Origin of the sequence: Micromonospora sp. NPDC050784, assembly GCF_044456765.1 — a bacterium.
GTDB classification, from domain to species: Bacteria; Actinomycetota; Actinomycetes; order Mycobacteriales; family Micromonosporaceae; genus Micromonospora; species Micromonospora foliorum.
This window is the reverse complement of the sequence record NZ_JBITGG010000032.1, coordinates 16147-38211: the sequence shown is the minus strand read 5'-3', so window position 1 is coordinate 38211 and position 22065 is coordinate 16147. Positions and strand designations below refer to the sequence as shown.

Annotated in this window: 23 protein-coding genes; 4 read left to right on the top strand and 19 right to left on the bottom strand. The window is 70.7% G+C overall.

Features of this window, described 5'->3' with window-relative positions:
- Nucleotides 1–112: 112 nt before the first annotated feature.
- A complete protein-coding gene (locus ACIBD9_RS30610; protein WP_387171359.1) occupies nucleotides 113–880 on the bottom strand; it encodes an enoyl-CoA hydratase/isomerase family protein in 768 nt (255 codons plus the stop codon).
- Between the two features lie 46 nt (nucleotides 881–926).
- The gene (locus tag ACIBD9_RS30605) at nucleotides 927–1154 is read right to left on the bottom strand and encodes a helix-turn-helix domain-containing protein (RefSeq protein WP_007462679.1); all 228 of its coding nucleotides are present in this window, start codon (nucleotides 1152–1154) and stop codon (nucleotides 927–929) included.
- Between the two features lie 216 nt (nucleotides 1155–1370).
- Here ACIBD9_RS30605 and ACIBD9_RS30600 point away from each other — a divergent pair, with 216 nt between their 5' ends.
- Nucleotides 1371–1970 (top strand): cadmium resistance transporter, encoded by a 600-nt coding sequence (locus ACIBD9_RS30600; protein ID WP_396722860.1) that lies wholly within the window; start codon nucleotides 1371–1373, stop codon nucleotides 1968–1970.
- Between the two features lie 56 nt (nucleotides 1971–2026).
- Here ACIBD9_RS30600 and ACIBD9_RS30595 read toward each other — a convergent pair whose 3' ends face one another.
- Nucleotides 2027–3631: an ABC-F family ATP-binding cassette domain-containing protein gene (locus ACIBD9_RS30595; protein ID WP_091403713.1), complete on the bottom strand. Its 1605-nt coding sequence runs from the start codon at nucleotides 3629–3631 to the stop codon at nucleotides 2027–2029.
- Nucleotides 3632–3893: 262 nt separating this feature from the next.
- Here ACIBD9_RS30595 and ACIBD9_RS30590 point away from each other — a divergent pair, with 262 nt between their 5' ends.
- Nucleotides 3894–4814 (top strand): neutral zinc metallopeptidase, encoded by a 921-nt coding sequence (locus tag ACIBD9_RS30590; RefSeq protein ID WP_396722858.1) that lies wholly within the window; start codon nucleotides 3894–3896, stop codon nucleotides 4812–4814.
- An 81-nt stretch (nucleotides 4815–4895) separates the two neighbouring features.
- Here the strand turns inward: ACIBD9_RS30590 and ACIBD9_RS30585 are convergent, their stop codons facing one another.
- The 13 genes from ACIBD9_RS30585 to ACIBD9_RS30525 form a co-directional block, all read right to left on the bottom strand.
- Entirely contained in the window at nucleotides 4896–5255 is a 360-nt protein-coding gene (locus ACIBD9_RS30585) for a YybH family protein (RefSeq protein ID WP_396722856.1), read from the bottom strand.
- Nucleotides 5256–5320: 65 nt separating this feature from the next.
- The gene (locus ACIBD9_RS30580; protein ID WP_396722854.1) at nucleotides 5321–5620 is read right to left on the bottom strand and encodes a muconolactone Delta-isomerase family protein; all 300 of its coding nucleotides are present in this window, start codon (nucleotides 5618–5620) and stop codon (nucleotides 5321–5323) included.
- A 95-nt stretch (nucleotides 5621–5715) separates the two neighbouring features.
- Nucleotides 5716–6363 carry an acVLRF1 family peptidyl-tRNA hydrolase gene (locus tag ACIBD9_RS30575; RefSeq protein WP_396722853.1) on the bottom strand — a complete coding sequence of 216 codons (648 nt, stop codon included), beginning with the start codon at nucleotides 6361–6363 and terminating at the stop codon, nucleotides 5716–5718.
- A gap of 228 nt (nucleotides 6364–6591) precedes the next feature.
- Nucleotides 6592–7224, bottom strand: coding sequence for a LysE family transporter (locus tag ACIBD9_RS30570; RefSeq protein WP_396722852.1), 633 nt, complete (start codon nucleotides 7222–7224; stop codon nucleotides 6592–6594).
- Between the two features lie 433 nt (nucleotides 7225–7657).
- Nucleotides 7658–8257, bottom strand: a complete 600-nt coding sequence (locus ACIBD9_RS30565; protein ID WP_396722850.1) for a TIGR03086 family metal-binding protein — start codon at nucleotides 8255–8257, stop codon at nucleotides 7658–7660.
- A 204-nt stretch (nucleotides 8258–8461) separates the two neighbouring features.
- On the bottom strand, nucleotides 8462–8908 hold the full coding sequence (locus ACIBD9_RS30560; protein ID WP_238657712.1) for a metal-sulfur cluster assembly factor: 447 nt from the start codon (nucleotides 8906–8908) through the stop codon (nucleotides 8462–8464).
- A gap of 64 nt (nucleotides 8909–8972) precedes the next feature.
- Entirely contained in the window at nucleotides 8973–9446 is a 474-nt protein-coding gene (gene sufU, locus ACIBD9_RS30555; protein ID WP_387171343.1) for a Fe-S cluster assembly sulfur transfer protein SufU, read from the bottom strand.
- The gene (locus tag ACIBD9_RS30550) at nucleotides 9446–10750 is read right to left on the bottom strand and encodes a cysteine desulfurase (RefSeq protein WP_396722849.1); all 1305 of its coding nucleotides are present in this window, start codon (nucleotides 10748–10750) and stop codon (nucleotides 9446–9448) included. Before ACIBD9_RS30550 ends, sufU begins: the two co-directional genes overlap by 1 nt.
- Before the next feature lie 20 nt (nucleotides 10751–10770).
- Nucleotides 10771–11544, bottom strand: coding sequence for a Fe-S cluster assembly ATPase SufC (gene sufC, locus ACIBD9_RS30545; RefSeq protein WP_112677399.1), 774 nt, complete (start codon nucleotides 11542–11544; stop codon nucleotides 10771–10773).
- On the bottom strand, nucleotides 11544–11870 hold the full coding sequence (locus ACIBD9_RS30540; RefSeq protein ID WP_091403693.1) for a non-heme iron oxygenase ferredoxin subunit: 327 nt from the start codon (nucleotides 11868–11870) through the stop codon (nucleotides 11544–11546). Before ACIBD9_RS30540 ends, sufC begins: the two co-directional genes overlap by 1 nt.
- A complete protein-coding gene (gene sufD / locus ACIBD9_RS30535) occupies nucleotides 11870–13012 on the bottom strand; it encodes a Fe-S cluster assembly protein SufD (protein WP_387171339.1) in 1143 nt (380 codons plus the stop codon). The genes ACIBD9_RS30540 and sufD overlap by 1 nt, the downstream gene beginning before the upstream one ends.
- 88 nt (nucleotides 13013–13100) lie before the next feature.
- The gene (sufB, locus tag ACIBD9_RS30530) at nucleotides 13101–14531 is read right to left on the bottom strand and encodes a Fe-S cluster assembly protein SufB (protein ID WP_091403689.1); all 1431 of its coding nucleotides are present in this window, start codon (nucleotides 14529–14531) and stop codon (nucleotides 13101–13103) included.
- Nucleotides 14528–15328 carry a helix-turn-helix transcriptional regulator gene (locus tag ACIBD9_RS30525; protein WP_396722846.1) on the bottom strand — a complete coding sequence of 267 codons (801 nt, stop codon included), beginning with the start codon at nucleotides 15326–15328 and terminating at the stop codon, nucleotides 14528–14530. Before ACIBD9_RS30525 ends, sufB begins: the two co-directional genes overlap by 4 nt.
- A gap of 98 nt (nucleotides 15329–15426) precedes the next feature.
- Here ACIBD9_RS30525 and ACIBD9_RS30520 point away from each other — a divergent pair, with 98 nt between their 5' ends.
- Nucleotides 15427–16392 (top strand): heme A synthase, encoded by a 966-nt coding sequence (locus ACIBD9_RS30520; protein ID WP_396722844.1) that lies wholly within the window; start codon nucleotides 15427–15429, stop codon nucleotides 16390–16392.
- Between the two features lie 537 nt (nucleotides 16393–16929).
- On the opposite strand, the gene ACIBD9_RS30515 is transcribed toward ACIBD9_RS30520, so the two are convergent.
- The 3 genes from ACIBD9_RS30515 to ACIBD9_RS30505 all read right to left on the bottom strand — a co-directional run bounded on the left by ACIBD9_RS30515 (nucleotide 16930) and on the right by ACIBD9_RS30505 (nucleotide 19650).
- Nucleotides 16930–17850 carry a RimK family alpha-L-glutamate ligase gene (locus ACIBD9_RS30515; RefSeq protein WP_396722843.1) on the bottom strand — a complete coding sequence of 307 codons (921 nt, stop codon included), beginning with the start codon at nucleotides 17848–17850 and terminating at the stop codon, nucleotides 16930–16932.
- Nucleotides 17851–17863: 13 nt separating this feature from the next.
- Nucleotides 17864–18199, bottom strand: coding sequence for a hypothetical protein (locus tag ACIBD9_RS30510; RefSeq protein WP_091403682.1), 336 nt, complete (start codon nucleotides 18197–18199; stop codon nucleotides 17864–17866).
- A 497-nt stretch (nucleotides 18200–18696) separates the two neighbouring features.
- The gene (locus tag ACIBD9_RS30505; RefSeq protein WP_396722840.1) at nucleotides 18697–19650 is read right to left on the bottom strand and encodes a heme o synthase; all 954 of its coding nucleotides are present in this window, start codon (nucleotides 19648–19650) and stop codon (nucleotides 18697–18699) included.
- Nucleotides 19651–19916: 266 nt separating this feature from the next.
- Here ACIBD9_RS30505 and tkt point away from each other — a divergent pair, with 266 nt between their 5' ends.
- Nucleotides 19917–22055, top strand: a complete 2139-nt coding sequence (gene tkt, locus ACIBD9_RS30500; RefSeq protein ID WP_396722839.1) for a transketolase — start codon at nucleotides 19917–19919, stop codon at nucleotides 22053–22055.
- Nucleotides 22056–22065 lie beyond the last annotated feature (10 nt).

Below are 22065 nucleotides of genomic sequence, written 5' to 3'. Positions count from 1 at the left end.
GGGTTGGACATCGCTCACCTCCGGGTTGCCGGGCAGACCGCACCGTCAGGTCAATTCTCCCGACGAGTGTGACAACCTCAGTCGTAACCCGGATCTTCCCGTGCGGTCCTTACTATTCTCCCCTGCCGGCGAGGTCACGCAGCCGACGGGTCTGCGCCTCCCGCTCGGCGCGCTGCTGGTCGGCGTGCGACCGGCCGGCGGCACCGGCGATCAGCGCCTTGATCTCCACCACCGCGTCGCGGGCCCCGGAGAGCAGGCCGGCGGTCAGGTCCCGCACCGCGCCGTCCAGCTCGGCCGGGGGCACGACCAGGGTGGCCAGCCCGATCCGGTCCGCCTCGGCGGCGTCCAACCGGCGGCCGGTCGCGCAGATCTCCAACGCCCGGGCGTAGCCGACCAACTCGACGAGGCGCTTCGTGCCGGCCAGGTCGGGCACCAGGCCAAGCGTCACCTCGGCCATCGACAGCTTCGCGTCGGTGGACAGCACACGCAGGTCACAGGCGAGCGCGAGCTGGAAGCCGGCACCGATCGCATGGCCCTGCACGGCCGCTACGGAGACGACATCCGGGCGGTGCAGCCAGGTGAAACCGGCCTGGAACTCCGCGATGCGCTCCGCGCACTCCTGCTCGGGCAGCGTGGCCAACTCGGCGAACGACCCCGGACCGGAGGCGCCAGCCACCGCGAGGTCGAGGCCGGCCGAGAACGCCCGGCCCTCACCGCGGACCACCACCACCCGCACGTCGCCGGGCAGGTCACGGGAGAAGTCGCTCATCGCGCGCCACATCGCGGGCGTCTGGGCATTGAGCACGTCGGGCCGGCACAACGTCACCGTGGCGACCGGCCCGTCGCAAGTCAGCCGAACCCCGGTCGCCTCGGCGGTCACCGGACGTCCCGGGGCGCGGCGCTGGTGGACGACGCTGAGGGGCGGGTCACGCCTTCTTGCGGCGCCGGGCACCACCGCGCTGACGCAGCTGCACGCCGGACTCGGTGAGCACTCGGTGGATGAACCCGTACGAACGGCCGGTCGAGGCCGCCAACGCGCGGATGCTCTCCCCCGAGGTGTACCGCTTTACCAGGTCCTTGGCGAGCGTCTGACGCTCGGCTCCGACGATCCGGCGACCCTTCTCAGTGCTGGTGGCTGTGCCAGTGGCTGCCATGCTGTGTCCTCACGTCCCAGACTGTGCGGTTCGGATACGGTCCCACCTATTAGACCGCCTCGAACGATCATGCGCCAGATATCAACTCTTCGCCAACCGACACGCTATGCAATGTCAGCTTCCCGATAGAGTGATCCTGGCGATCGAGCCGCCGCGGCGTCCGGGCGTACGACCGCTGCGAGCTGGCGGCTGCCGACGACCCGTACCCTTCGGTCCGTGATCGACCTGCTCAGCACCGCGGGCGCGGCGGCCGTGGTCTTCGCCGCCACCGACGTCGACGACATCGTCATCCTGACGCTGTTCTTCGTCGCGGCCCGCACCACCGGTCGACCCCGCACCTGGGAAATTGTCGCCGGACAATACCTCGGCATCGGTGCGCTCGCGTTGGCCAGCGCGGTGATCGCGGGTGGGCTCCTGGTGGTGCCCGACCCGTGGACGGGGTTGCTCGGCCTGCTGCCGATCGCGCTCGGCGTACGCGCGCTGCGGAGTTCGGGCGACGACGAGACGCCTGCGGTCGTCACCGGGGCGCTCGGCGTGGCCGGGGTGACGATCGCGAACGGCGCCGACAACGTCGCGGTCTACGTACCCGTCTTCCGGGCCCTCGGGGTGGCCGACAGTGCGGTGTTCCTGCTGGTGTTCGTGCTGCTGATTGCCCTGTGGTGCGTGGCCGGGGCCTGGCTGGGCGGGCACCGGAGGGTGGTCCGGGTGGTCGAACGTGCCGGCGCCTGGCTGGTGCCGGCGATCTTCATCGCCATCGGGCTGGTGATCCTGATCAGCTCCGGCGTACTCGGCCGACTGGTCGACCTGCTCGGCTGAGAGCGGGCCAAGACTGCGAGCGGGCCAGGCCTGGGAACGGGCCGAGCCGTCTCGGGTCAGGCCAGCTCGACCAGTTCGAGCAGATCGTCGCTCCAGGCGTCCTCGTCACCGTCGGGCAGCAGGATGGCCCGGTCCGGCTTGAGCGCCAGCACCGCACCCGGGTCGTGGGTGACCAGGACGATCGCGCCGGGGTAGTTGGCGATGGCGTCGAGCACCTGCTCCCGGCTGACCGGGTCGAGGTTGTTCGTCGGCTCGTCGAGCAACAGCACGTTGGCGCCGGAACAGACCAGGGTGGACAGGGCCAGCCGGGTCTTCTCGCCACCGGAGAGCACGCCAGCCGGCTTGTTGACGTCGTCACCGGAGAAGAGGAACGCGCCAAGGATCTTGCGCAGGTCGGTGTCGGACTGCTCGACGGCGGCGGCGCGCATGTTCTCCAGCACCGTCCGCTCCACGTCCAGCGTCTCGTGCTCCTGGGCGTAGTAACCCAGCCGCAGGCCGTGCCCGGCGTGCACCTCGCCGGTGTCCGGGCTGAGCAGACCGCCGAGCATCCGCAGCAGGGTCGTCTTGCCGGCGCCGTTGAGCCCGAGGATGGCCACCCGGGAGCCCCGGTCCACCGCCACGTTGACGTCGGTGAAGATCTCCAGCGAGCCGTACGACTTGGAGAGGCCGGTCGCCGTGAGCGGGGTCTTGCCGCACGGCGCGGGGCTGGGGAAACGCACCTTGGCGACCCGGTCGGCGACGCGCACCTCCTCCAGACCGGAGATCAGCTTCTCGGCGCGACGGGCCATGTTCTGCGCGGCCACGGTCTTGGTGGCCTTGGCCCGCATCTTGTCGGCCTGCGCCATCAGCGCACCGGCCTTCTTCTCCGCGTTGGCCCGCTCCCGACGGCGGCGCCGCTCGTCGGTCTCGCGCGCCTCCAGGTACGCCTTCCAACCCAGGTTGTACACGTCGATGACCGACCGGGTGGCGTCGAGGAACCAGACCTTGTTGACCACCGACTCCAGCAGCGCGCCGTCGTGGGAGATCACGATCAGACCGCCCTTGTGGTTGGCGAGGAAGCCCCGCAACCAGGTGATCGAGTCGGCGTCGAGGTGGTTGGTGGGCTCGTCGAGCAGCAGGATGCCGCCGCCGTTCTCGCCCGCGTCCCGGAACAGGATCCGGGCCAGCTCGATGCGCCGACGCTGACCGCCGGAGAGGGTGCCGATGGTCTGCGCGAGCGCCCGGTCCGGTAGGCCGAGGTTGGCGCAGATCCGCGCGGCCTCAGCCTCGGCCGCGTACCCGCCGAGGGCGGCGAACTGGTCCTCCAGCGCGCCGTACCGACGGACCAGTTTGTCGTTGGCGTCCTCGGCGAGGCGGGCCTCGACCTCCTGCATCTGCGCCATCAGCACGTCCAGCCCGCGCGCCGAGAGCACCCGGTCGCGGCCGGTGACCTCCAGGTCACCGGTGCGCGGGTCCTGCGGCAGGTAGCCGATGGCGCTGCGCTGGTCGATCTGGCCGCCGTAGGGCTGCCCCTCGCCGGCGAGCACCTTCAGCGTGGTGGTCTTGCCGGCGCCGTTGCGACCGACCAGGCCGATCCGATCACCGGGCTGCACGCGCAGCGTGGTGTCGGAGAGCAGGATCCGGGAACCGGCACGCAGTTCCAGGCCGGTGGCAGTGATCATGTTTGCGGGCTCGCTCTCGGGGTTCGGAAGGCTGACTCGGGGCACGCGAAACGGCCGGCGGGCTCAAGGGGCCCGACGGCGCGGGGCGGTTCAGCCTTCGCAGCGCAGCACCTGACAAGTGTACCGGGCGCCGCCGAACGGCCTGCCCGGATTACCGATCAAGATCATCGGGTACCGAACGCCTGTCCGGACCCCGTCCGGCACTCGATAGACGAAACGACACACAACAGACAATCACCGGCATACGGCGATCGGGGTCACCATGGAACTCAACGAGCGGGCCGAAATCGACACCTCCCAGGTCAACGACGTGGGCCGCGGTGGCGGATCCGGCGGCGGCTTCGGCATCCCGATCCCCGGTGGCGGCGGTCGGGGCGGCATCATCGGCATCGTGGTGGCCGTGCTCGTCGCGCTGCTCGGCGGCGGCTTCGGCCTCAACGCCATGACCAACGGCGACGAGGGCGGTCAGGCCGGCGGCACCGACCTGGAGCAACTGTGCTCCCGCGACAACCCCGAACGTCTCGACGACGCGCGCTGCCGCAACGCGCTCTACGTCAACAGCATCCAGGCCTACTGGCAAAAGGCGTACCCGGAGCTGGGCAAGGGACAGTACGAGGCGACCGACACCAACTTCTTCCAGGCCGCCGTGAACACCGGCTGCGGGCAGGCCGACTCGGGCGTCGGCCCGTTCTACTGCCCCGCCGACAAGCAGGTGTACATCGACCTGAGCTTCTACGACGAGCTGGCCTCCCGGTTCGGCGCCAAGGGCGAGTTCGCCCAGCCCTACGTGCTCGCCCACGAGTACGGGCACCACATCCAGAACCTGCTCGGCACCAACGCCAAGGCCGGCCAGGGCGACCAGAGCGGCCCCCGCTCCGCCTCCGTACGGCTGGAGTTGCAGGCGGACTGCTACGCCGGCGCCTGGGCCAAGCACGCCACCGAGAGCAAGGACAAGACCGGCCAGGAACCGCTGTTCAAGTCCATCACCGAGGCCGACATCAGCGAGGCCGTGCAGGCTGCCGAGGCGATCGGCGACGACAGCATCCAGGAGCGCTCCGGCGGGCGGGTCAACCCGGACCAGTTCACCCACGGCACGTCCGAGCAGCGCAAGCGCTGGTTCACCCAGGGCTACGACCGCGGCGACCCGAAGACCTGCGACACCTTCGGCACCGACCAGCTCTGACCAGCTCTGACCTCTTCGGGCGATCGTGGCAGGCTCCTCCGTGGGCCTGCCACGATCGCCATCCCCACCGGAGCTGCCGGGTCAGGTGAGCCGGGAGACCTGGTAGTGGCCGATGAGCCAGTCGTCGTCGACCCGCCGCAGGAGTACGCCGAGGTTGACGGTCAGGGCCGGCCGGTCGGTGAAGCCGAACTCCACCTCCAGGTAGCCGAGGACCACGTCGTCGGCGAGACGGCGGATCTCCCGGATGTCGTACGCGGCGGTCAGGCCGATCGGCTGCCCGGCGTAGTACGCGGCGACACCGGCACGACCAACCGTGTACGGGTGCAACCCCTGGAAGATCGCGTCATCGGTGAAGCACGCCGCGACGCGCTCGGGCTCGTGGGCGTCGACCGCCGACTTCCACCGGTCGAGGACGGTACGCAGAATCTGCGCCTCGGACATGATGATCTCCCTGCTGACGGACGTGTCCCATGTCGTGCCTGTCGAGCCGCCGTGCCCTTGCCGGCTCAGCGAGACGGCTGACCCGGGTCGTTCGGATGCGGCGTCAACGGCGTCACGGTCTCGCGCCGCCAGGCGCGCAGCGGCATCGACGCGAGCACGGCTTCCAGCTCATCGGCGTCGGCGGCCTGGAACAGCCCCCAGGTACGCCACTCCCCCGGCGCCAGCGGCGGCCGCCACAGCCGCAGGAGACTGCCCTGGGCCGTCAGCTCGGCCGAGCGCGCCGCCTCACGCGCGCGCATGTCGGCCACCCCGTCCTCCGAGGTTCCCTGCGGCACCGTCGTCACCATGTCAACCAGAAACTCCACGCGCCCATCCTCCAACCGCCAGCCGGGCAGCACGCCGGGAACCCCGTTTTGGGTGGCGGTCGTCTCCCCCGGGTGACGCCGGGGATCACCCGAGGTCAGTCGGGATCGCGCACCAGGATCCGTACCGCCCGGGCCGCGCTCACCGCCGCGACCAGCACCGCGTGCCGAGGCTCCGGAACGTCGAGCAGCCGCTCCGCGCGCAACGGCACGAGCGGGGCCAACCGCCGGTCGGCCAGCACCCCGTCCACCGCCCGCCGGTCACCGCCGCAGACCAGCGCGACGAGCGTCGCCGCCTCCGGCAACAGCAGCCGTACGGCCAAGTCCGCCGCATCGCCCAGCGCCGCCTTCGCCTGGTTGTCGCGTCGGCGGGCGAACCGGTGCTGCGACCACCCCCCAGCGGCGGTGCGCCCCTGCACGTACCGGGTGTCCACCTTGGAGACGACGAGGTCGGCTCCCTCGGCCACCCCGAGCGCCACCGCGCCCTTGCGGGCCAGCAGCAGGCCGATCCGGCGGGGCATGACAGCGGCGGCCACGAACCCGGCCACGTCCACGCTGGCCGGTGCACCCGGTGGGGCGTACAGCTCGGCGGTTGCCCCGTCCGGGGCGGCGAGCAGCAGGCCGTACTCCGGCGCGCTGGTGGTGGGCGGGCCGTGCCGGTCGGCGAAGCCCTCGACCCAGCGGCCGACGCGGGCCGGGTCGACCTCGACCCACCGGCCTCCGCCGGCTGCGGGTCGACTGGTCACCGCCCGACCGTACGGCACAGCGAACCCGCCCGGACCCCCGGGCGGCACGCGAGCCCCGGCCCGGCCAGGCGGCCCGGCCCGGCGACCCTGCGGGGTCGGGCGACCCTGCGCGGTCAGGTGGCCTGGTCCGGCCAGGCGACCCAGCGGGGCCAGGCGACCCGGCCAGGCGGTTCGGCGCGGTCATGGCCCGGTCCGGCCAGGCGGCCGGCGCGGTCGGGCGGTGATCGTTCAGCCTGGCAGCAGCGCGGCCACCGCCAGCGCGGCGATGAGCGCGCTGGAGACCAGGCCGGTGACCAGTCGGCCGCGCGGCCCGGTCAGTGCCTGACCGACCACGGTGCCGCCACCCGCGATGAGCAGTTGCCAACTCGCGGACGCCAACAGCACCCCCACCACGAACAGCGCCGCGGAGACCGCGTCCTCATCGGCGGTGTCCCGGCGGCCGAGCACCAGCGCGGCGAAGTAGAGCACCGTTGTCGGGTTCAACAGGGTCAGCCCGAGCAACGCCGCGTATGCCCGCCCCGGAGTGCCCATGCCCCGACCGACACGCGCCGTCACCGGACGCCGTGAGCGGTGCGCGGACCACGTCCGCCAGAGGCCGTGCGCGGCGAGACCCAGCAGGACCACGGCGGCGACCACCCGCAGCGGCCCGGCGACCGGCGCGATGATCCCGGCCAGGCCGGCGCCGCCGAGCACGGCCACCGCCGCGTAGAGCCCGTCGGCAGTCGCCACCGCGAGCGCCGCGGCCGCACCCACCCGAAACGAGGTACGGGCGCTGAGCCCCAGAATGAGAATCGCGATCGCGCCGACGGGAATGGCGACGCCGTAGCCGGCCACGAGACCGGCGAGGAACGCCCCGGTCACGGACGTCGGTGCCGGATCGAGGCTCGTCCCCGGAACGGCCGCTGTCGACGCACGGCAGTCGCCGCACGGACAGGGACCTGCATCGGGTACACCTCAGTCACACGCGCATCCTCCGCGCCGAACCCGCGCCCCCGCCACCGAATTTCCGGCGCCCCGCGCCCCCGCGGCCCCGCGGCCCCGCGCCCCGCGGCAAGATCTACGCAACTTCCCCGATGTTGCTGCCTCCGACACGCCACAGGCAGCAACACCCCCGATACTGCGCGGATCTTGACGACGAACACCGCCCCCGACCGGACCGGGAGCGGCGTTCGGGGGGCATCCGCCGCCAAGATCGTGCTCGAACCAGGAAGTAGTGGCCTCGGCGAGGCGCCGAGGCCACTACATCAATGATCGAGCGCGATCTTGCGCGGGGCGGGGGGGGCCAACCGACCGATCAGAGCCGCACTCCGGGCCACTGGGGATCGCGGCCGAGGTAGGCGAGCAGGGCGCTGACGTCGTCGGCCTCCGCACCGGCGTCGAGCGCCGGGGCGTACGCGCCGTAGTTCCGCAACGGCTCGACGATCTGCCGGGCGACCTCCAGCAGGGGGCGGGCCAGGTCGTCGTGGAGCGGGGACGGCTGACCGGTGGCCACTGCGATGTCCCAGGCGTGCACCGCCGCGTCGAGGGCGCACGCGACGGCACCCACCTGGGCCGGCAGCGGACCCAGGGGCAGCGGGGTCCGTACCTGCGGGTCGTCGTCGGCGACGCCCGCCCAGGCGCGGGCGGACGCGTCGAGGGCGGCGCGCAGTCCGATCAGCTTGTCACCCTCGATCCGACCGGTGGGCGCGAACGGGTCCTCCGTCGGCCCCGCCCCGCCGACGATCGCCGCCGCGAAGGCGATCTGGTCGCCGGTCGCGTGCTGGAGCACCTGGGTGACCGTCCACCGCTCGCACGGGGTGGGCAGGTCCCAGGCGTCGGCCGGGATTCCCTCGACGGTCGTTTGGAGCGCCTTGTGCGCCTCGTCGAGCACGATCCGCCACTGTCCAGCTGCCAAGTCACCCATTGTCCCGACCCTCTCCGCCGACCGATCAGGTGAGCGACTCCGCTCGCCCCGAGAACGGAATGTTCCGCTCCGTTCTGCAATCAGACTAGCAGACCGGAACGATCCGTTCCACTACTGATTCACGTCGGCATCAAACAGATCGAGCGCGGCGCCCAGAACGGGCACCGCGCTCGACACAGGTGGAACGGAGTCGGGTCAGACGTTGAAGCCGAGGGAACGGAGCTGGTCCCGACCCTCGTCAGTGATCTTGTCCGGGCCCCACGGCGGGAGCCACACCCAGTTGATCCGGATGTCGTTGACCAGGCCCCCGCCGGGGCCGGTGGTCAGCGCCTGCCGGGTCTGGTCCTCGATGACGTCGGTCAGCGGGCAGGCCGCCGAGGTGAGCGTCATGTCCAGGGTGGCGACGTTCTCGTCGTCGACGTGGACGCCGTACACCAGGCCCAGGTCGACCACGTTGATGCCGAGCTCCGGGTCGACGACGTCCTTCATCGCCTCCTCGATGTCGGCGATCATGGCCTTGCTGACGCCGCCCGCAGGGGCGACGGCGTCACCGGTGCCATCGGTCGTCGCGGCGTCGGTCTGCGGCACCACGGTGGTGTCACCGGCCTCCGGCGTCGCCTCAGTAGCGGTGTTCTCGCTCATGCCGTCCCTCCGCATCGCTTCGTGATGCCACCGGGCACCACGGTGTCCTTCGCTCGCTGCTGGCTCACGCCTTCACCTCCGGGCTCACGCCCACACCGGCGCGTGCCGCGGCGTCCTTGAACGCCATCCACGGCAGCAGCGCGCACTTGACCCGGGCGGGGTAACGGGCCACGCCCGCGAAAGCAACCCCGTCACCGAGCACGTCCTCGTCCGGCGTGACCTGGCCACGTCCGGACATCAACTCCACGAACGCCTCGTGCACCTCGAATGCTTCCCCGGCGCCGCGACCGCGCAGCAGTTCGTGCAGCACGCTCGCCGAGGCCTGGCTGATCGAGCAGCCCATCCCGTCGTACGAGATGTCGTGCAGCACCGTGCCGTCGGTGGCCACCCGGACGGTGACCTCGTCACCGCAGGTGGGGTTGACGTGGTGCGCCTCCGCGACCCGGTCACCCGAGTCGTCGGCGTCGCGGAGGCCACGCCCGTGCGGGCGCTTGTAGTGGTCCAGGATGATCTCCTGGTAGAGCTGGTCGAGCTGCATCAGTCGAACACCTTCCGCACCTGCTCCAGACCGGCCACCAGAGCGTCGATCTCCTCGGTGGTGGTGTAGAGGTAGAACGAGGCCCGGGTCATGGCCGGGACGCCGAACCGGCTGCACACCGGCTTGGCACAGTGGTGGCCCACCCGCACCTGCACGCCGAGCGAGTCGAGCACCTGACCCACGTCGTGCGGGTGCACGTCACCCAGCGCGAACGAGATGGTGCCGCCCCGGCCCACCGGCACGGTCGGGCCGAAGATCCGCAGGTCCGGCACCGACCCGAGAGCCTCCAGCGCGTACGCCGTCAGCTCCTTCTCGTGCCACTGGATGGCCTGCATCCCGATGCCGGTCAGGTAGTCGACCGCCGCACCGAGCGCGACCGCCTCGGCGATCGGCGGGGTGCCCGCCTCGAAGCGGGCCGGTGGCGCCGCGAACGTCGAGCGGGCCATGGTGACCGTCTCGATCATCGAGCCGCCGCCGAAGACCGGCGGCATGGCCGCCAGCAACTCACCCCGACCCCAGAGCACGCCGATGCCGGTCGGACCGCACATCTTGTGGCCGGTGAAGACGATGTAGTCGGCGTCCAGGTCGACCACGTCGATGGGCAGGTGCGGCACCGACTGCGAGCAGTCCAGCAACAGCAGCGCGCCCACCTCGCGGACCCGCGCGGTGATCCGGGAGGTGGCGTTGACCGTGCCGAGGATGTTGGACATGTGCACCAGCGAGACGATCTTCGTCCGTTCGGTGACCAGATCCTCCAGGCCCGACTCGTCCAGCCGCCCCTGGTCGGTGACCGGGAACCAGCGCAGGGTCGCGCCGGTCCGCTCGCAGAGCAGCTGCCACGGGACGATGTTCGAGTGGTGCTCCATCTCGGAGATCACCACCTCGTCACCCGGACCGAGCCGGAAACGACTGTCGGCGTCCGGGCGCAGCGAGGCGTTCGAGAAGGCGTACGCCACGATGTTGATCGCCTCGGTGGAGTTCTTCGTGAACACCACCTCGTCGGTGCTCGGCGCGTTGATGAACGCGGCGACCTTCGCCCGCGCCCCCTCGTACGCCTCGGTGGCCTCGGTGCCCAGGGTGTGCACCGAGCGCGACACGTTGGCGTTGTGCCGCGCGTAGTGCTCGTCGAGCACGTCGAGCACCTGACGCGGTTTGTGCGAGGTGTTGGCGCTGTCGAGGTAGACCAGCGGGTGCCCGTTGATCTCCCGACCGAGGATCGGGAAGTCGGCGCGCACCCGGGCCACGTCGAAACGCGGCACGTCGTCGTACTGCGGCATCCCCGAAGGGATCGCGATGCTGGTCATCTCGGCAGCGCCTCTCCCGCTCAGGCCTTGGCCGTGCCGGCCCCGGCGGCGTACCGCTCGTAGCCCTCGGCCTCAAGCTTGTCGGCCAGCTCCGGGCCGCCCTGCTCGACGATCCGGCCGGCCACGAAGACGTGCACGAAGTCCGGCTTGATGTAGCGCAGGATCCGGGTGTAGTGGGTGATCAGCAGCACGCCGGTGTCGCCGTTGTCGCGGACCCGGTTGACGCCCTCGCTGACCACGCGCAGCGCGTCCACGTCGAGACCGGAGTCGGTTTCGTCGAGGATCGCGATCTTCGGCTTGAGAAGCTCCAGTTGGACGATCTCGTGCCGCTTCTTCTCACCACCGGAGAAGCCCTCGTTGACGTTGCGCTGGGCGAACGCCGGGTCCATCTGGAGGCGCTCCATCGCGCCGCGCAGCTCGCCACCCCAGGTACGGAGCTTCGGCGCCTCGCCGTCGATGGCGGTCTTCGCCGTCCGCAGGAAGTTCGCCACCGAGACGCCAGGCACCTCGACCGGGTACTGCATGGCCAGGAAGAGGCCGGCGCGGGCGCGCTCGTCGACCGTCATGGCCAACACGTCCTCGCCGTCGAGGGTCACCGTGCCGCCGGTGATCTCGTACTTGGGGTGACCGGCGATCGAGTACGCCAGGGTGGACTTGCCGGAACCGTTCGGGCCCATGATCGCGTGGGTCTCGCCCGACTTCACGGTCAGGTCGACGCCGGCCAGGATCGGCTTGAGCTCACCCTCGGGCAGCTTGACCGACACCTTCAGGTCGCGGATCTCCAGGGTGCTCATTATCGGGTCACTCCATTACTCGGCGTCAGGCTGAGGTAGATGTCGCCGTCGCGAACTTCGACGGGGTAGACGGGGACGGGTTCGGTGGCGGGCAGGCCGGTCGGCTCGCCGGTGCGCAGGTCGAAGCGCGAGCCGTGCAGCCAGCACTCGAGCGTGCAGCCGTCGACCTCACCCTCGGAGAGCGCGACCGAGGCGTGCGAGCACTCGTCGTACGCGGCGTAGAAGCCGCCGTCCTCGCCGTGCACCAGGGCGATCGGCGTGCCGTCGACGTCCGCGCTGATCGCGGTGCCCTTCGGCACGTCCTCGGTGGAGCAGATGCGGATCATCAGGCGCCCGCCTTGGTCAGCCGGGCCTCGATCGCGTCGCCGAGGCTCTCGCGCAGCGGCTCCACCGGGATCTTGTTGATCAGCTCGGCGAAGAAGCCGCGGACCACCAGCCGGCGGGCCTCGCTCTCCGGAATGCCCCGGGCCATCAGGTAGAACAACTGCTCGTCATCGAAGCGGCCGGTTGCGCTGGCGTGGCCGGCGCCGGCGATCTCGCCGGTCTCGATCTCCAGATTGGGTACGGAGTCCGCCCGCGCGCCGTCGGTGAGCAGCAGGTTCCGGTTGATCTCGTACGTGTCGGTGCCGGTCGCCTCGGCCCGGATGAGGACGTCGCCCACCCAGACGGTGTGCGCGCTCTCGCCCTGCAGAGCGCCCCGGTAGCCGACGTAGCTGCGGCAGTCCGGAACGGAGTGGTCGACCAGTTGCCGGTGCTCCAGGTGCTGGCCGGAGTCGGCGAAGTAGACGCCGTACAGCTCGGCCTCGCCGCCCCGACCGGTGTATTCCACGCTGGTGAACTGCCGGACCAGGTCGCCACCCAGGGACACCTGGATGTGGATGACCCTGGCGTCCCGACCCAGCTTGATCTTCAGGTGCTGGGCCTGGACCGCGTCGTCGGCCCAGTCGGCGATCGTGACCAGCGTCAGCTTCGCGCCGTCGGCCACGGCGACCTCGACGTTGTCGGCCAGGGTGGCCGAACCGACGTGCTCAAGCACCACTGTCGCCTCGGCGAACCGGCCCACCTCGACGAAGGTGTGACCGAACGACGGCTGCTCGACGCCCTCGCCGACCACCCGCAGCCGCACCGGCTCGCCGAGCACCACGTCGGGGGCCACCCGCAGCAGCAGGGCGTCGGCGGCGGCACCGTAGGCCAGCGCACTGACCCGGTCGACCGGGGTCAGCACGCTGCCGATCCGCTCGTCGTCACGGCCGACCCGGGTGATGGCGACGCCCTCGGGCAGGTCACCGTACTCGTGTCGGACCGCGCCGGTCGCGGCCGGCGCCTCACCTATCAGGCCGCGGAGGCGCTTGAGCGGGGTGAAACGCCACTCCTCCTCCAGGCCGGTGAGGGCCGGGAAGTCGGCGACGTCGTACGAGCGCAGCGCCTGCGACTTGGTGCTGGGCGGCGCGGAAGCCTGGGTAGTCATGTCTTCCTTGGTCTGTCTGTTCCGTGACGACGAGTTGGGGCCGGGTGTGGCGGACCGAGGTTTCGGCCCGCCACGGAGAGCGGCGGCGTCAGCCGACCGCGCCCTCCATCTGAAGCTCGATCAGGCGGTTGAGCTCCAGGGCGTACTCCATCGGGAGTTCCTTGGCGATCGGCTCGATGAAGCCACGCACGATCATGGCCATCGCCTCGTCCTCGCTCAGGCCCCGGCTCATCAGGTAGAAGAGCTGGTCGTCGCTGATCTTGGAGACGGTCGCCTCGTGCCCCATCGACACGTCGTCCTCACGGATGTCGACGTACGGGTAGGTGTCCGAGCGGGAGATGGTGTCGACCAGCAGCGCGTCGCACTTGACCGTGCTCCGGCTGTGGTGCGAACCCTCCAGCACCTGCACCAGACCCCGGTACGAGGTGCGGCCGCCGCCACGGGCGATCGACTTCGACACGATGGTCGAGGAGGTGTGCGGCGCGGCGTGCACCATCTTGGCGCCGGCGTCCTGGTGCTGACCCTCGCCGGCCATCGCCACCGAGAGCACCTCACCCTTGGCGTGCTCGCCGGTCATGTAGACCGCCGGGTACTTCATGGTCACCTTGGAGCCGATGTTGCCGTCGACCCACTCCATGGTCGCGCCCTCGTGGCAGACGGCGCGCTTGGTGACCAGGTTGTAGACGTTGTTCGACCAGTTCTGGATGGTCGTGTAGCGGCAGCGCGCGTTCTTCTTGACGATGATCTCCACGACCGCGCTGTGCAGCGAGTCGGAGGAGTAGAGCGGCGCGGTGCAGCCCTCGACGTAGTGCACGTACGCACCCTCGTCGACGATGATCAGCGTCCGCTCGAACTGGCCCATGTTCTCCGTGTTGATCCGGAAGTAGGCCTGCAGCGGGATCTCGACCTGCACACCCTTCGGCACGTAGATGAACGAGCCACCGGACCACACCGAGGTGTTCAGGGCGGCGAACTTGTTGTCGCCGACCGGGATCACCGTGCCGAAGTACTCCTTGAAGACGTCCTCGTGCTCGCGCAGCGCCGTGTCGGTGTCCAGGAAGAGGACGCCCTGCTCCTCAAGGTCCTCACGGATCTTGTGGTAGACGACCTCCGACTCGTACTGCGCCGCGACACCGGCGACCAGCCGCTGCTTCTCCGCCTCCGGGATGCCCAGCCGGTCGTAGGTGTTCTTGATGTCCTCGGGCAGGTCCTCCCAGCTGGTGGCCTGCTTCTCGGTCGACCGCACGAAGTACTTGATGTTGTCGAAGTCGATCCCGGTGAGGTCCGCGCCCCAGGCCGGCATCGGCTTACGGCCGAACAGCCGCAGGCCCTTCAGCCGCAGGTCGAGCATCCACGCCGGCTCGTTCTTCTTGGCCGAGATGTCCCGAACCACCGCCTCGTTGATGCCGCGCTGGGCGACCGCCCCGGCGGCGTCCGGGTCGGACCAGCCGTACTCGTACCTGCCCAGGGCGGCGAGCTGCTCTTCCTGGGTCAGGGGCTGGACGATCTGCTCGGTCATCTATCTGTCCTCACAGTGGTGACGGGATTACCGGATTGAGCGCGGCCCGGCTGGGTCGGGATGTGCGTGGTGCACACCCCGTCGCCGTGCGCGATGGTGGCCAGACGCTGCACGTGGGTGCCGACCAGACGGGAGATAACCGCGGTCTCGGCCTCGCACAGCTGGGGAAACTCGGCGGCCACGTGCGCCACCGGGCAATGGTGCTGACAGAGCTGCCCGCCGGAGGCGATCGTGGTCGCATTGGCAGCGTAACCCTCGGCGGTGAGCGCTGCGGCGAGTGCCTCGGCTCGGGCGAGGGGGTCGTCGCCGGCGTCCTCCATGGCCGTCCGACAGCGGGACTCGAGAGCGGACACCTGCTCGGTGGCGAACGCCTCGACCGCGTCCGAACCGCCGCTGCGGGCGATCCAGCGCAGCGCGGCCGTGGCCATGTTGTCGTAGTGGTGTGTGCCACAGCGGACCCGGGCGGCCTCGGTCAACAGGAACACCTTGGCCGGGCGCCCCCGACCGCGACTGCCCTGCACGGTCTGCTCGCGGGCGTACACGTCACCGTCCGCGAGCATCGCGTCCAGGTGCCGGCGGATCGCCGCCGGGCTGAGCCCGAGCGCCGCGCCGAGCTGCGCGGCGGTGGTGGCACCCTGCTCCAGCAGCAACTGGGTGACCCGATCCCGGGTGGAGATCTCGGCCGCCGCCGGCCCGGCGAGGCCGGCCGACGTGGTCACGGCGGGCGCGGCAACGGACGCACCGAGGGCCGGTTCGGCCGTCGGTTGGTGCCCGGAGAGCGCCGCCGCGTTTTTCACAACGCCAACGTTACGTAATTACCCGGAGGGTCGCAAACCCGGGCCCCGGTGATCCGAACCACCGAGCCGGCGGAGTCGGACGAACCTCGATCACTACGGTGCGTAGGATTTGCGCCGTGAACCGAATCGTCCGTCCGGTCTCCGGCATCCTGCTGCGCCGCCTGGCGCTCGCCTCGATCATCGCGAACGTGGGCATCGTCGTGACCGGCGGGGCCGTCCGGTTGACCGCCTCGGGCCTCGGCTGCCCCACCTGGCCCCGGTGCACCGACGATTCCTACGTCACCACGCCCGAGATGGGCGTGTACGGGGTGATCGAGTTCAGCAACCGGATGCTGACCTTCGCGGTGGGTCTCATCGCGCTGGCCACCGTGCTGGCCGTACTGCTGCACCGGCCCCGCCGACCGGGGCTCCTCGCACTGGCCGTCGCGGTCTTCCTGGGCATCCCCGCCCAGGCGGTGATCGGTGGCATCACCGTCCTCACCAACCTCAACCCGTGGGTGGTCGGGCTGCACTTCCTCGCCTCGATGGCGGTGATCGCCGCCGCGTACGCCCTCTGGCGACGCGTCGGCGACCCCGACGGCCCGACCGTGCCCGTGGTGCCCACACCGCTGCGCGCGCTGGCCCGGATCACCACCGGCGTCACCGTCGCCGTGCTGGTCGTCGGCACCTGGGTCACCGGCAGCGGCCCGCACGCGGGCGACCACGGCGCCGCCCGCAACGGCCTCGACCCGGAGACGATCTCGCAGGTGCACGCCGACGGGGTCTTCCTGCTGATCGGTCTCTCGGTGGCGCTGATCTTCGCGTTCCGCGCCGTCGGTGCGCGGCAGGCAACTCGGGCCGCGATCATCCTGGTCGCCGTGGAGTTGAGTCAGGGCCTGATCGGCTTCGTGCAGTACTTCACGCACGTGCCGGCGCTCCTGGTCGGCGCGCACATGCTCGGCTCCTGCCTGGTGCTGCTGGCCGCCCTGTCGGTGCAGTGGTCCACCCGGGAACGCCGCCCGGTCGCGCCGGCCCCAAAGGCCACCCCGACCGACGCCGCCGCCCCGGTCCCAGTCACCGCCTGACCGCCCGGCCGCCCAGCCGCCTGGCCGCCTGGCCGCATCGGGCCCAGCGTCACCGCCTTGGCCGCCCCGCGTCCCGCGTCATCGCCTGGCCACCGCGCCCTGCGCGGCCTGCCGGCCCCGGTCGGCCCGCGCCCCGCGCCCCGCGCCCCGCCAAGATCCCGCAACTTCCCCGATGTTGCTGCCTCCGACACGCGAGAGGCAGCAACATCCCCGATTCTGCGCGGATCTTGACGACGAATCCCGCCCGCGAGAGACCGCAACCCGGGTTTTGGCGCCCACGGCCACCAAGATCACGCTCGATCCAGGATGTAGTGGCATCGTCGACCCGCCGATACCACTACAACCAGGATGTTGCGCGATCTTGCCGGCGGCACGGACGCGCGGTCGCGCGGTCGCGCGGGGTCGCATCGCGGTCGCGCGGGGTCGCATCGCGGTGGCGCGGGGTCGCATCGCGGTGGCGCGGGGTCGCGCGCGGTGGCGCGGTGGCGCGCGCGGTGGCGCGGACGGCCGTTCGGGGGGTGGCGCTCGCTGTGGGGGTCAGGCGTTGCGGGCGAGGTGGGTGGTGATGGCGGTGGCGAGGCGGTCGGGGGCGCCGTCCGCGTACCCGATGAAGAGCGACGGCTCGGTCAGCTCCAGCTCGACCAGGACCGGCTCGCCGTCCGGGCCGGGGATCAGGTCGACGCGGGCGTAGAGCAACTGTCGGGTGCCGCCAGGCACCGTCGCGAGGGTCTGCTCGGCCACCGCCAGCTGTTCGGGGCGGGCGGTGCGGGGCGTGATCTCTTCGGCCTTGTAGAGCCCGTCCGGGCCGAGGTCCGGCCCGGACAGCATCGGACCCTTGCGGATCGCGTGGCTGAACGCGAGCCCCTCCGGGCCGGCCAGGAAGAGCAGGGCCGTCTCACCCTCGGTGTCGACGGCACGCAGGTACGGCTGGACCATGGTCACCCGACCGGCCCCGGAGAGCCGGCGAGCGTGTGCGGTGGCCAGGTCCCGGTGCTCCGGGTCGGCCAGGTCGTACCGGCCGGTGTCCTGGCTGCCGGCGCTGACCGCGGGCTTGAGCACGTACTCGCCGGTCTCGGCGGGCAGCTGCCAGCTCTCCCCCGGCTCGATCCACGACGTCGGCACGGTCGGCACCCCGGCGGCGCTCAGCTCGGCGAGGTAGCGCTTGTCGGTGTTCCAGCGGACCACCTCGGCCGGATTGACAAGCGCCGGAACGGTGGACGCCCAGGACACGAACTCGTCGCGGCGTAGCGCGTAGTCCCAGGGTGAGCGGAGCACGACCAGGTCGTAGGACGACCAGTCGACGTCGGGGTCGTCCCAGATCACGGTCTGCACGGCGACACCACGGGCGGCGAGTGGGGCGAGGACCAGCCGGTCGTCCGGGTCGAGGTCGGCCAGGTCGGCGCAGGTGACGAGAGCGACCCGGGGTTCCCCCCGGGTCGACTGGTGATGTGTGGTCAATTCAGCTGTCTATTCAGCGGGCCATCGTGCGGCGAGCCATCGACCGCCAGAGGTCGTTGCTCGGACGCATCTGGTCCATCAGTTCACGCTCCCAGGCGTTCTCGACGGTGACTCCCGCCTTGGCGCACGCCTCCCGGGCGGTGACGGTGTCGTCGGCGAACTGGTCGCCCCACTCACCGTCGGAACCCACCAGGACGATCCGCGCGCCACGCTTGCCGACGTACTCGATGACCGCCTTCGCGCCGCCGTGTCCGGCCGCGAACGCCTTGAGGCCAGCGACCAGGCCTTGGGGCGCCTGCTCGCCGGCGGTCTGCTCGGCCGTCAGCGTCGTATCGGAACCATCTGCCATGACGCGAAGCCTAAGCAGAGTTGCACCCCGTGGGGCGAGAACCATGAACCTTTTGTGATGCCAATTACCTACGGGTTTAAGGACAAGCACAGGTTAACTGTCCGGTTATATCGGGACTTTTACGCTCAAAGTGCGTCGGCAAATCACTCCCGAACCACCCCGAGTTGAGCCGATCCGACTCATGCTGAAAGTTACGCTGATGTGACATTAAACCCGGACAACTCATCCACGTCCATGATTAGTCAGTAGATCATCGGCACCAACGCTCGGCCACCAGCCGACGGGCGGCGGTGGAGCCGTCAAGCAGAGCTGCGGCGCGGAAGCCGACAAGCCAGCGGAAAGCCGACGGGCTGTGGCGTCGCACCAGACCCGACGGGCGGCGTCCCCCAGACTCGACGGGCGGAGGCATCCGCACCAGACCCGAAGGCAGAGCCAGACCGGAAGAACAGACGAAGAGCCGAGCCAGACCGGAAGAGCAGAGCCGGACGCGGGACGGGTCAGATCAGCGCGTCGAGCGCGACGGCCACGAAGACGATCGTCAGGTACGTCGTCGACCAGTGGAACAGCCGCATCGGCTTGACCGCCTCGCCGCGCGTCGCGCGCCGGCAGAGCCGGTGTGCCTCGACCACGAAGATGGCCCCCACCACCAGGGTGGGCACCCCGTAGATCGCGCTGAGCCCCAGCGGCCAGACGGCCAGGGAGGTGAGCACGGTGAGCCACGCGAAGATCAGGATCTCGGCGTTCACCCGGCGGATCGAGGCCACCACCGGCAGCATCGGGATGCCGGCCCGGGCGTAGTCGTCCTTGTACTTCATGGCGAGCGGGTAGAAGTGCGGCATCTGCCAGAAGAAGACCACCGCGAAGAGCCCCCAGGCGGCCGGCGCCAGCGAGCCGGTCACCGCCGCCCACCCGATCAGCACCGGTGCCGCCCCGCAGGCGCCGCCCCAGAAGGTGTTCGTCGGGGTGGAGCGCTTGAGCCACAGGGTGTAGACGAGGTCGTAGTAGGCGATCGCGGCGAGGGTCAGCCCGGCGGCCAGCAGGTTGGTGAACGCCGCCATCAGGGCCACCGACACCACCGCCAGCACCAGACCGAAGATCAGCGCGCTTCGCGGTGACACGGTGTGCGCCGGCAGCGGCCGACGCTTGGTACGCCGCATCAGCTGGTCGATGTCCCGGTCGATGTAGCAGTTGAGGACGCTGGCCGCGCCGGCGGCGAGCGAGCCGCCGATCAGCACGATGGCCATCAGCCACAGCGATGGCAGCCCGCCTTCGGCGAGCATCATCGCCGGGATGGTGGTGACCAGCAGCAACTCGACGATCCGCGGCTTGGTGAGCGCCACGTACGCCGAAATGACCGCGCGTACGTCCCGCCGGGCCACCGGGCCCTCGGCCGCCCGCGCCGGGTGTTGCCCGGCCGGGTTGCTCGCGGGGCGCTCGGTGATCATGCTCACGGATTGCCACCTTCCGGCATCGGGCACGGGGAGATCGGATCGGTCGGGACCGCTCGGATCCGCATACCGCCCCACACACTACGCGTCGTCGTTTTGGCTGCCCGGCCGACCCGACAACGGTGCGGGCCGTCACACCACCGGGTTGAACCGAGCATCCGGATGGTCACGTAGCGCACACCATGCACAGATCCCTGGGCGCGCGTTTAGGGACGCTCGATAAGGTCATCGGTGAGGGTTCCGCCCATCTGCCGAGGAGCACAACCATCGTGGCTGTTAAACGACCCGAGCACTCCGCACTGAACTGGTCCGACCTCGATCGCCGGGCCGTAGACACCGTCCGCGTGCTGGCCATGGACGCCGTAGAGAAATCCGGCAACGGCCACCCGGGCACCGCGATGAGCCTCGCGCCCGCGGCGTACCTCCTCTTCAACCGCGTCATGCGGCACAACCCGGCCGACCCGAACTGGCCCGGCCGTGACCGCTTCGTCCTCTCCGCCGGGCACTCCAGCCTGACGCTCTACATCCAGCTGTTCCTCTCCGGTTACCCGTTGAGCCTGGACGACCTGAAGTCGCTGCGGCAGTGGGGCTCGCAGACGCCGGGGCACCCCGAGCACGGGCACACCCCGGGCGTGGAGACCACCACCGGCCCGCTCGGGCAGGGTCTGGGCAACGCGGTCGGCATGGCCATGGCGGCCCGCCGCGAGCGCGGCCTGTTCGACCCCGAGGCCGAGCTCGGCGCGTCGGTCTTCGACCACAACATCTGGTGCATCGTCTCCGACGGTGACATCGAGGAGGGCATCAGCCACGAGGCCAGCGCTCTCGCCGGGCACCAGCAGCTGGGCAACCTCACGGTGGTCTACGACGACAACGAGATCTCCATCGAGGACGACACCCGGATCGCCAAGAGCGAGGACGTGGCCGCCCGCTACGAGGCGTACGGCTGGCACGTGCAGACCGTCGACTGGCGCAGCGGCGACGCCGACCAGGGTGACTACCACGAGGACGCCGAGGCGCTGTACGCGGCGCTGGTGGCGGCCCGGGCGGAGACCGCCCGCCCCTCCTTCATCGCGCTGCGCACCATCATCGGCTGGCCCGCGCCCAACAAGCAGAACACTGGCAAGATCCACGGCTCGGCGCTCGGCGCCGACGAGGTGAAGGCCACCAAGCGGCTCCTCGACTTCGACCCGGAGCAGACCTTCCAGGTCGACGAGGAGGTGCTCAGCCACGCCCGCACGGTGATGGGCCGCGGCTCCGCCGCCGAGGAGAAGTGGACCACCGCGTTCGACGCCTGGAAGAAGGCCAACCCGGAGCGCACCGCGCTCTACGAGCGGTTGGCTGGTCGCGTACTCCCCGACGGCTGGACCGACGCGTTGCCGGTCTTCCCCGCGGACGCCAAGGGGGTGGCCACCCGGGCCGCCTCCGGCAAGGTGCTGGAGGCGCTGGCGCCGGTGCTCCCGGAGCTGTGGGGCGGCTCGGCCGACCTGGCCGAGAGCAACAACACCACGATGAAGGGCGAGCCGTCGTTCATCCCGGCCGCGCACGCCACCAAGGACTTCCCCGGCCACGAGTACGGCCGCACGCTGCACTTCGGCATCCGTGAGCACGCCATGGGCGCGATCCTCAACGGCATCGCCCTGCACGGCGGCACCCGCCCGTACGGCGGCACGTTCCTGGTCTTCAGCGACTACATGCGTCCGTCGGTGCGGCTGGCCGCGTTGATGAAGCTGCCGGTGACCTACGTCTGGACGCACGACTCGATCGGCCTGGGCGAGGACGGCCCGACGCACCAGCCGGTGGAGCACCTGACCGCGCTGCGCGCCATCCCGGGCCTGGACGTGGTCCGCCCGGCGGACGCGAACGAGACCGCCTGGGCCTGGCGGATGGCGCTGGAGCACACCGACCGGCCCACCGCGCTGGCGCTGAGCCGTCAGCCGCTGCCAACCCTGGACCGGGACGTCCTGGGCAGCGCGGAGGGGGTCGCCAAGGGCGGCTACGTGCTGGCTGAGGCGTCCAACGGCAAGCCTCAGGTGATCATCGTCGGCACCGGTAGCGAGGTGCAGCTCTGCCTGACCGCGCGGGAGCGCCTGGAGGCGGACGGCACCCCGACCCGGGTGGTTTCGATGCCCTGCCAGGAGTGGTTCTACGAGCAGGATGAGGCGTACCGGGAGTCGGTGCTCCCCCGCGGGGTAAAGGCACGGGTGAGCGTGGAAGCGGGCATCGCGATGTCCTGGCGCGGCGTCGTCGGCGACCTCGGCGAGAGCGTCAGCATCGAGCACTACGGCGCGAGCGCCCCGCACACCGTGCTCTTCGAGCAGTTCGGTTTCACCGGCGACCGGATCGTGGCGGCGGCACACGCCTCCCTGGCCCGGGTGGGCGACATCACCGGTTTCACGACCGGCAACTGAGGGAGCGTGG

What these genes read in the sequence shown, in the direction of transcription:
- sufB (WP_091403689.1), bottom strand. Translation starts at nt 14,531, where the DNA reads ATGACCGAGCAGATCGTCCAGCCCCTGACCCAGGAAGAGCAGCTCGCC.
- ACIBD9_RS30590 (WP_396722858.1), top strand. Translation starts at nt 3,894, where the DNA reads ATGGAACTCAACGAGCGGGCCGAAATCGACACCTCCCAGGTCAACGAC.
- sufU (WP_387171343.1), bottom strand. Translation starts at nt 9,446, where the DNA reads ATGCAGCTCGACCAGCTCTACCAGGAGATCATCCTGGACCACTACAAG.
- ACIBD9_RS30540 (WP_091403693.1), bottom strand. Translation starts at nt 11,870, where the DNA reads ATGATCCGCATCTGCTCCACCGAGGACGTGCCGAAGGGCACCGCGATC.
- ACIBD9_RS30595 (WP_091403713.1), bottom strand. Translation starts at nt 3,631, where the DNA reads ATGATCACTGCCACCGGCCTGGAACTGCGTGCCGGTTCCCGGATCCTG.
- ACIBD9_RS30605 (WP_007462679.1), bottom strand. Translation starts at nt 1,154, where the DNA reads ATGGCAGCCACTGGCACAGCCACCAGCACTGAGAAGGGTCGCCGGATC.
- ACIBD9_RS30560 (WP_238657712.1), bottom strand. Translation starts at nt 8,908, where the DNA reads ATGAGCGAGAACACCGCTACTGAGGCGACGCCGGAGGCCGGTGACACC.
- ACIBD9_RS30510 (WP_091403682.1), bottom strand. Translation starts at nt 18,199, where the DNA reads ATGGCAGATGGTTCCGATACGACGCTGACGGCCGAGCAGACCGCCGGC.
- sufC (WP_112677399.1), bottom strand. Translation starts at nt 11,544, where the DNA reads ATGAGCACCCTGGAGATCCGCGACCTGAAGGTGTCGGTCAAGCTGCCC.
- ACIBD9_RS30550 (WP_396722849.1), bottom strand. Translation starts at nt 10,750, where the DNA reads ATGACCAGCATCGCGATCCCTTCGGGGATGCCGCAGTACGACGACGTG.
- sufD (WP_387171339.1), bottom strand. Translation starts at nt 13,012, where the DNA reads ATGACTACCCAGGCTTCCGCGCCGCCCAGCACCAAGTCGCAGGCGCTG.
- ACIBD9_RS30585 (WP_396722856.1), bottom strand. Translation starts at nt 5,255, where the DNA reads ATGTCCGAGGCGCAGATTCTGCGTACCGTCCTCGACCGGTGGAAGTCG.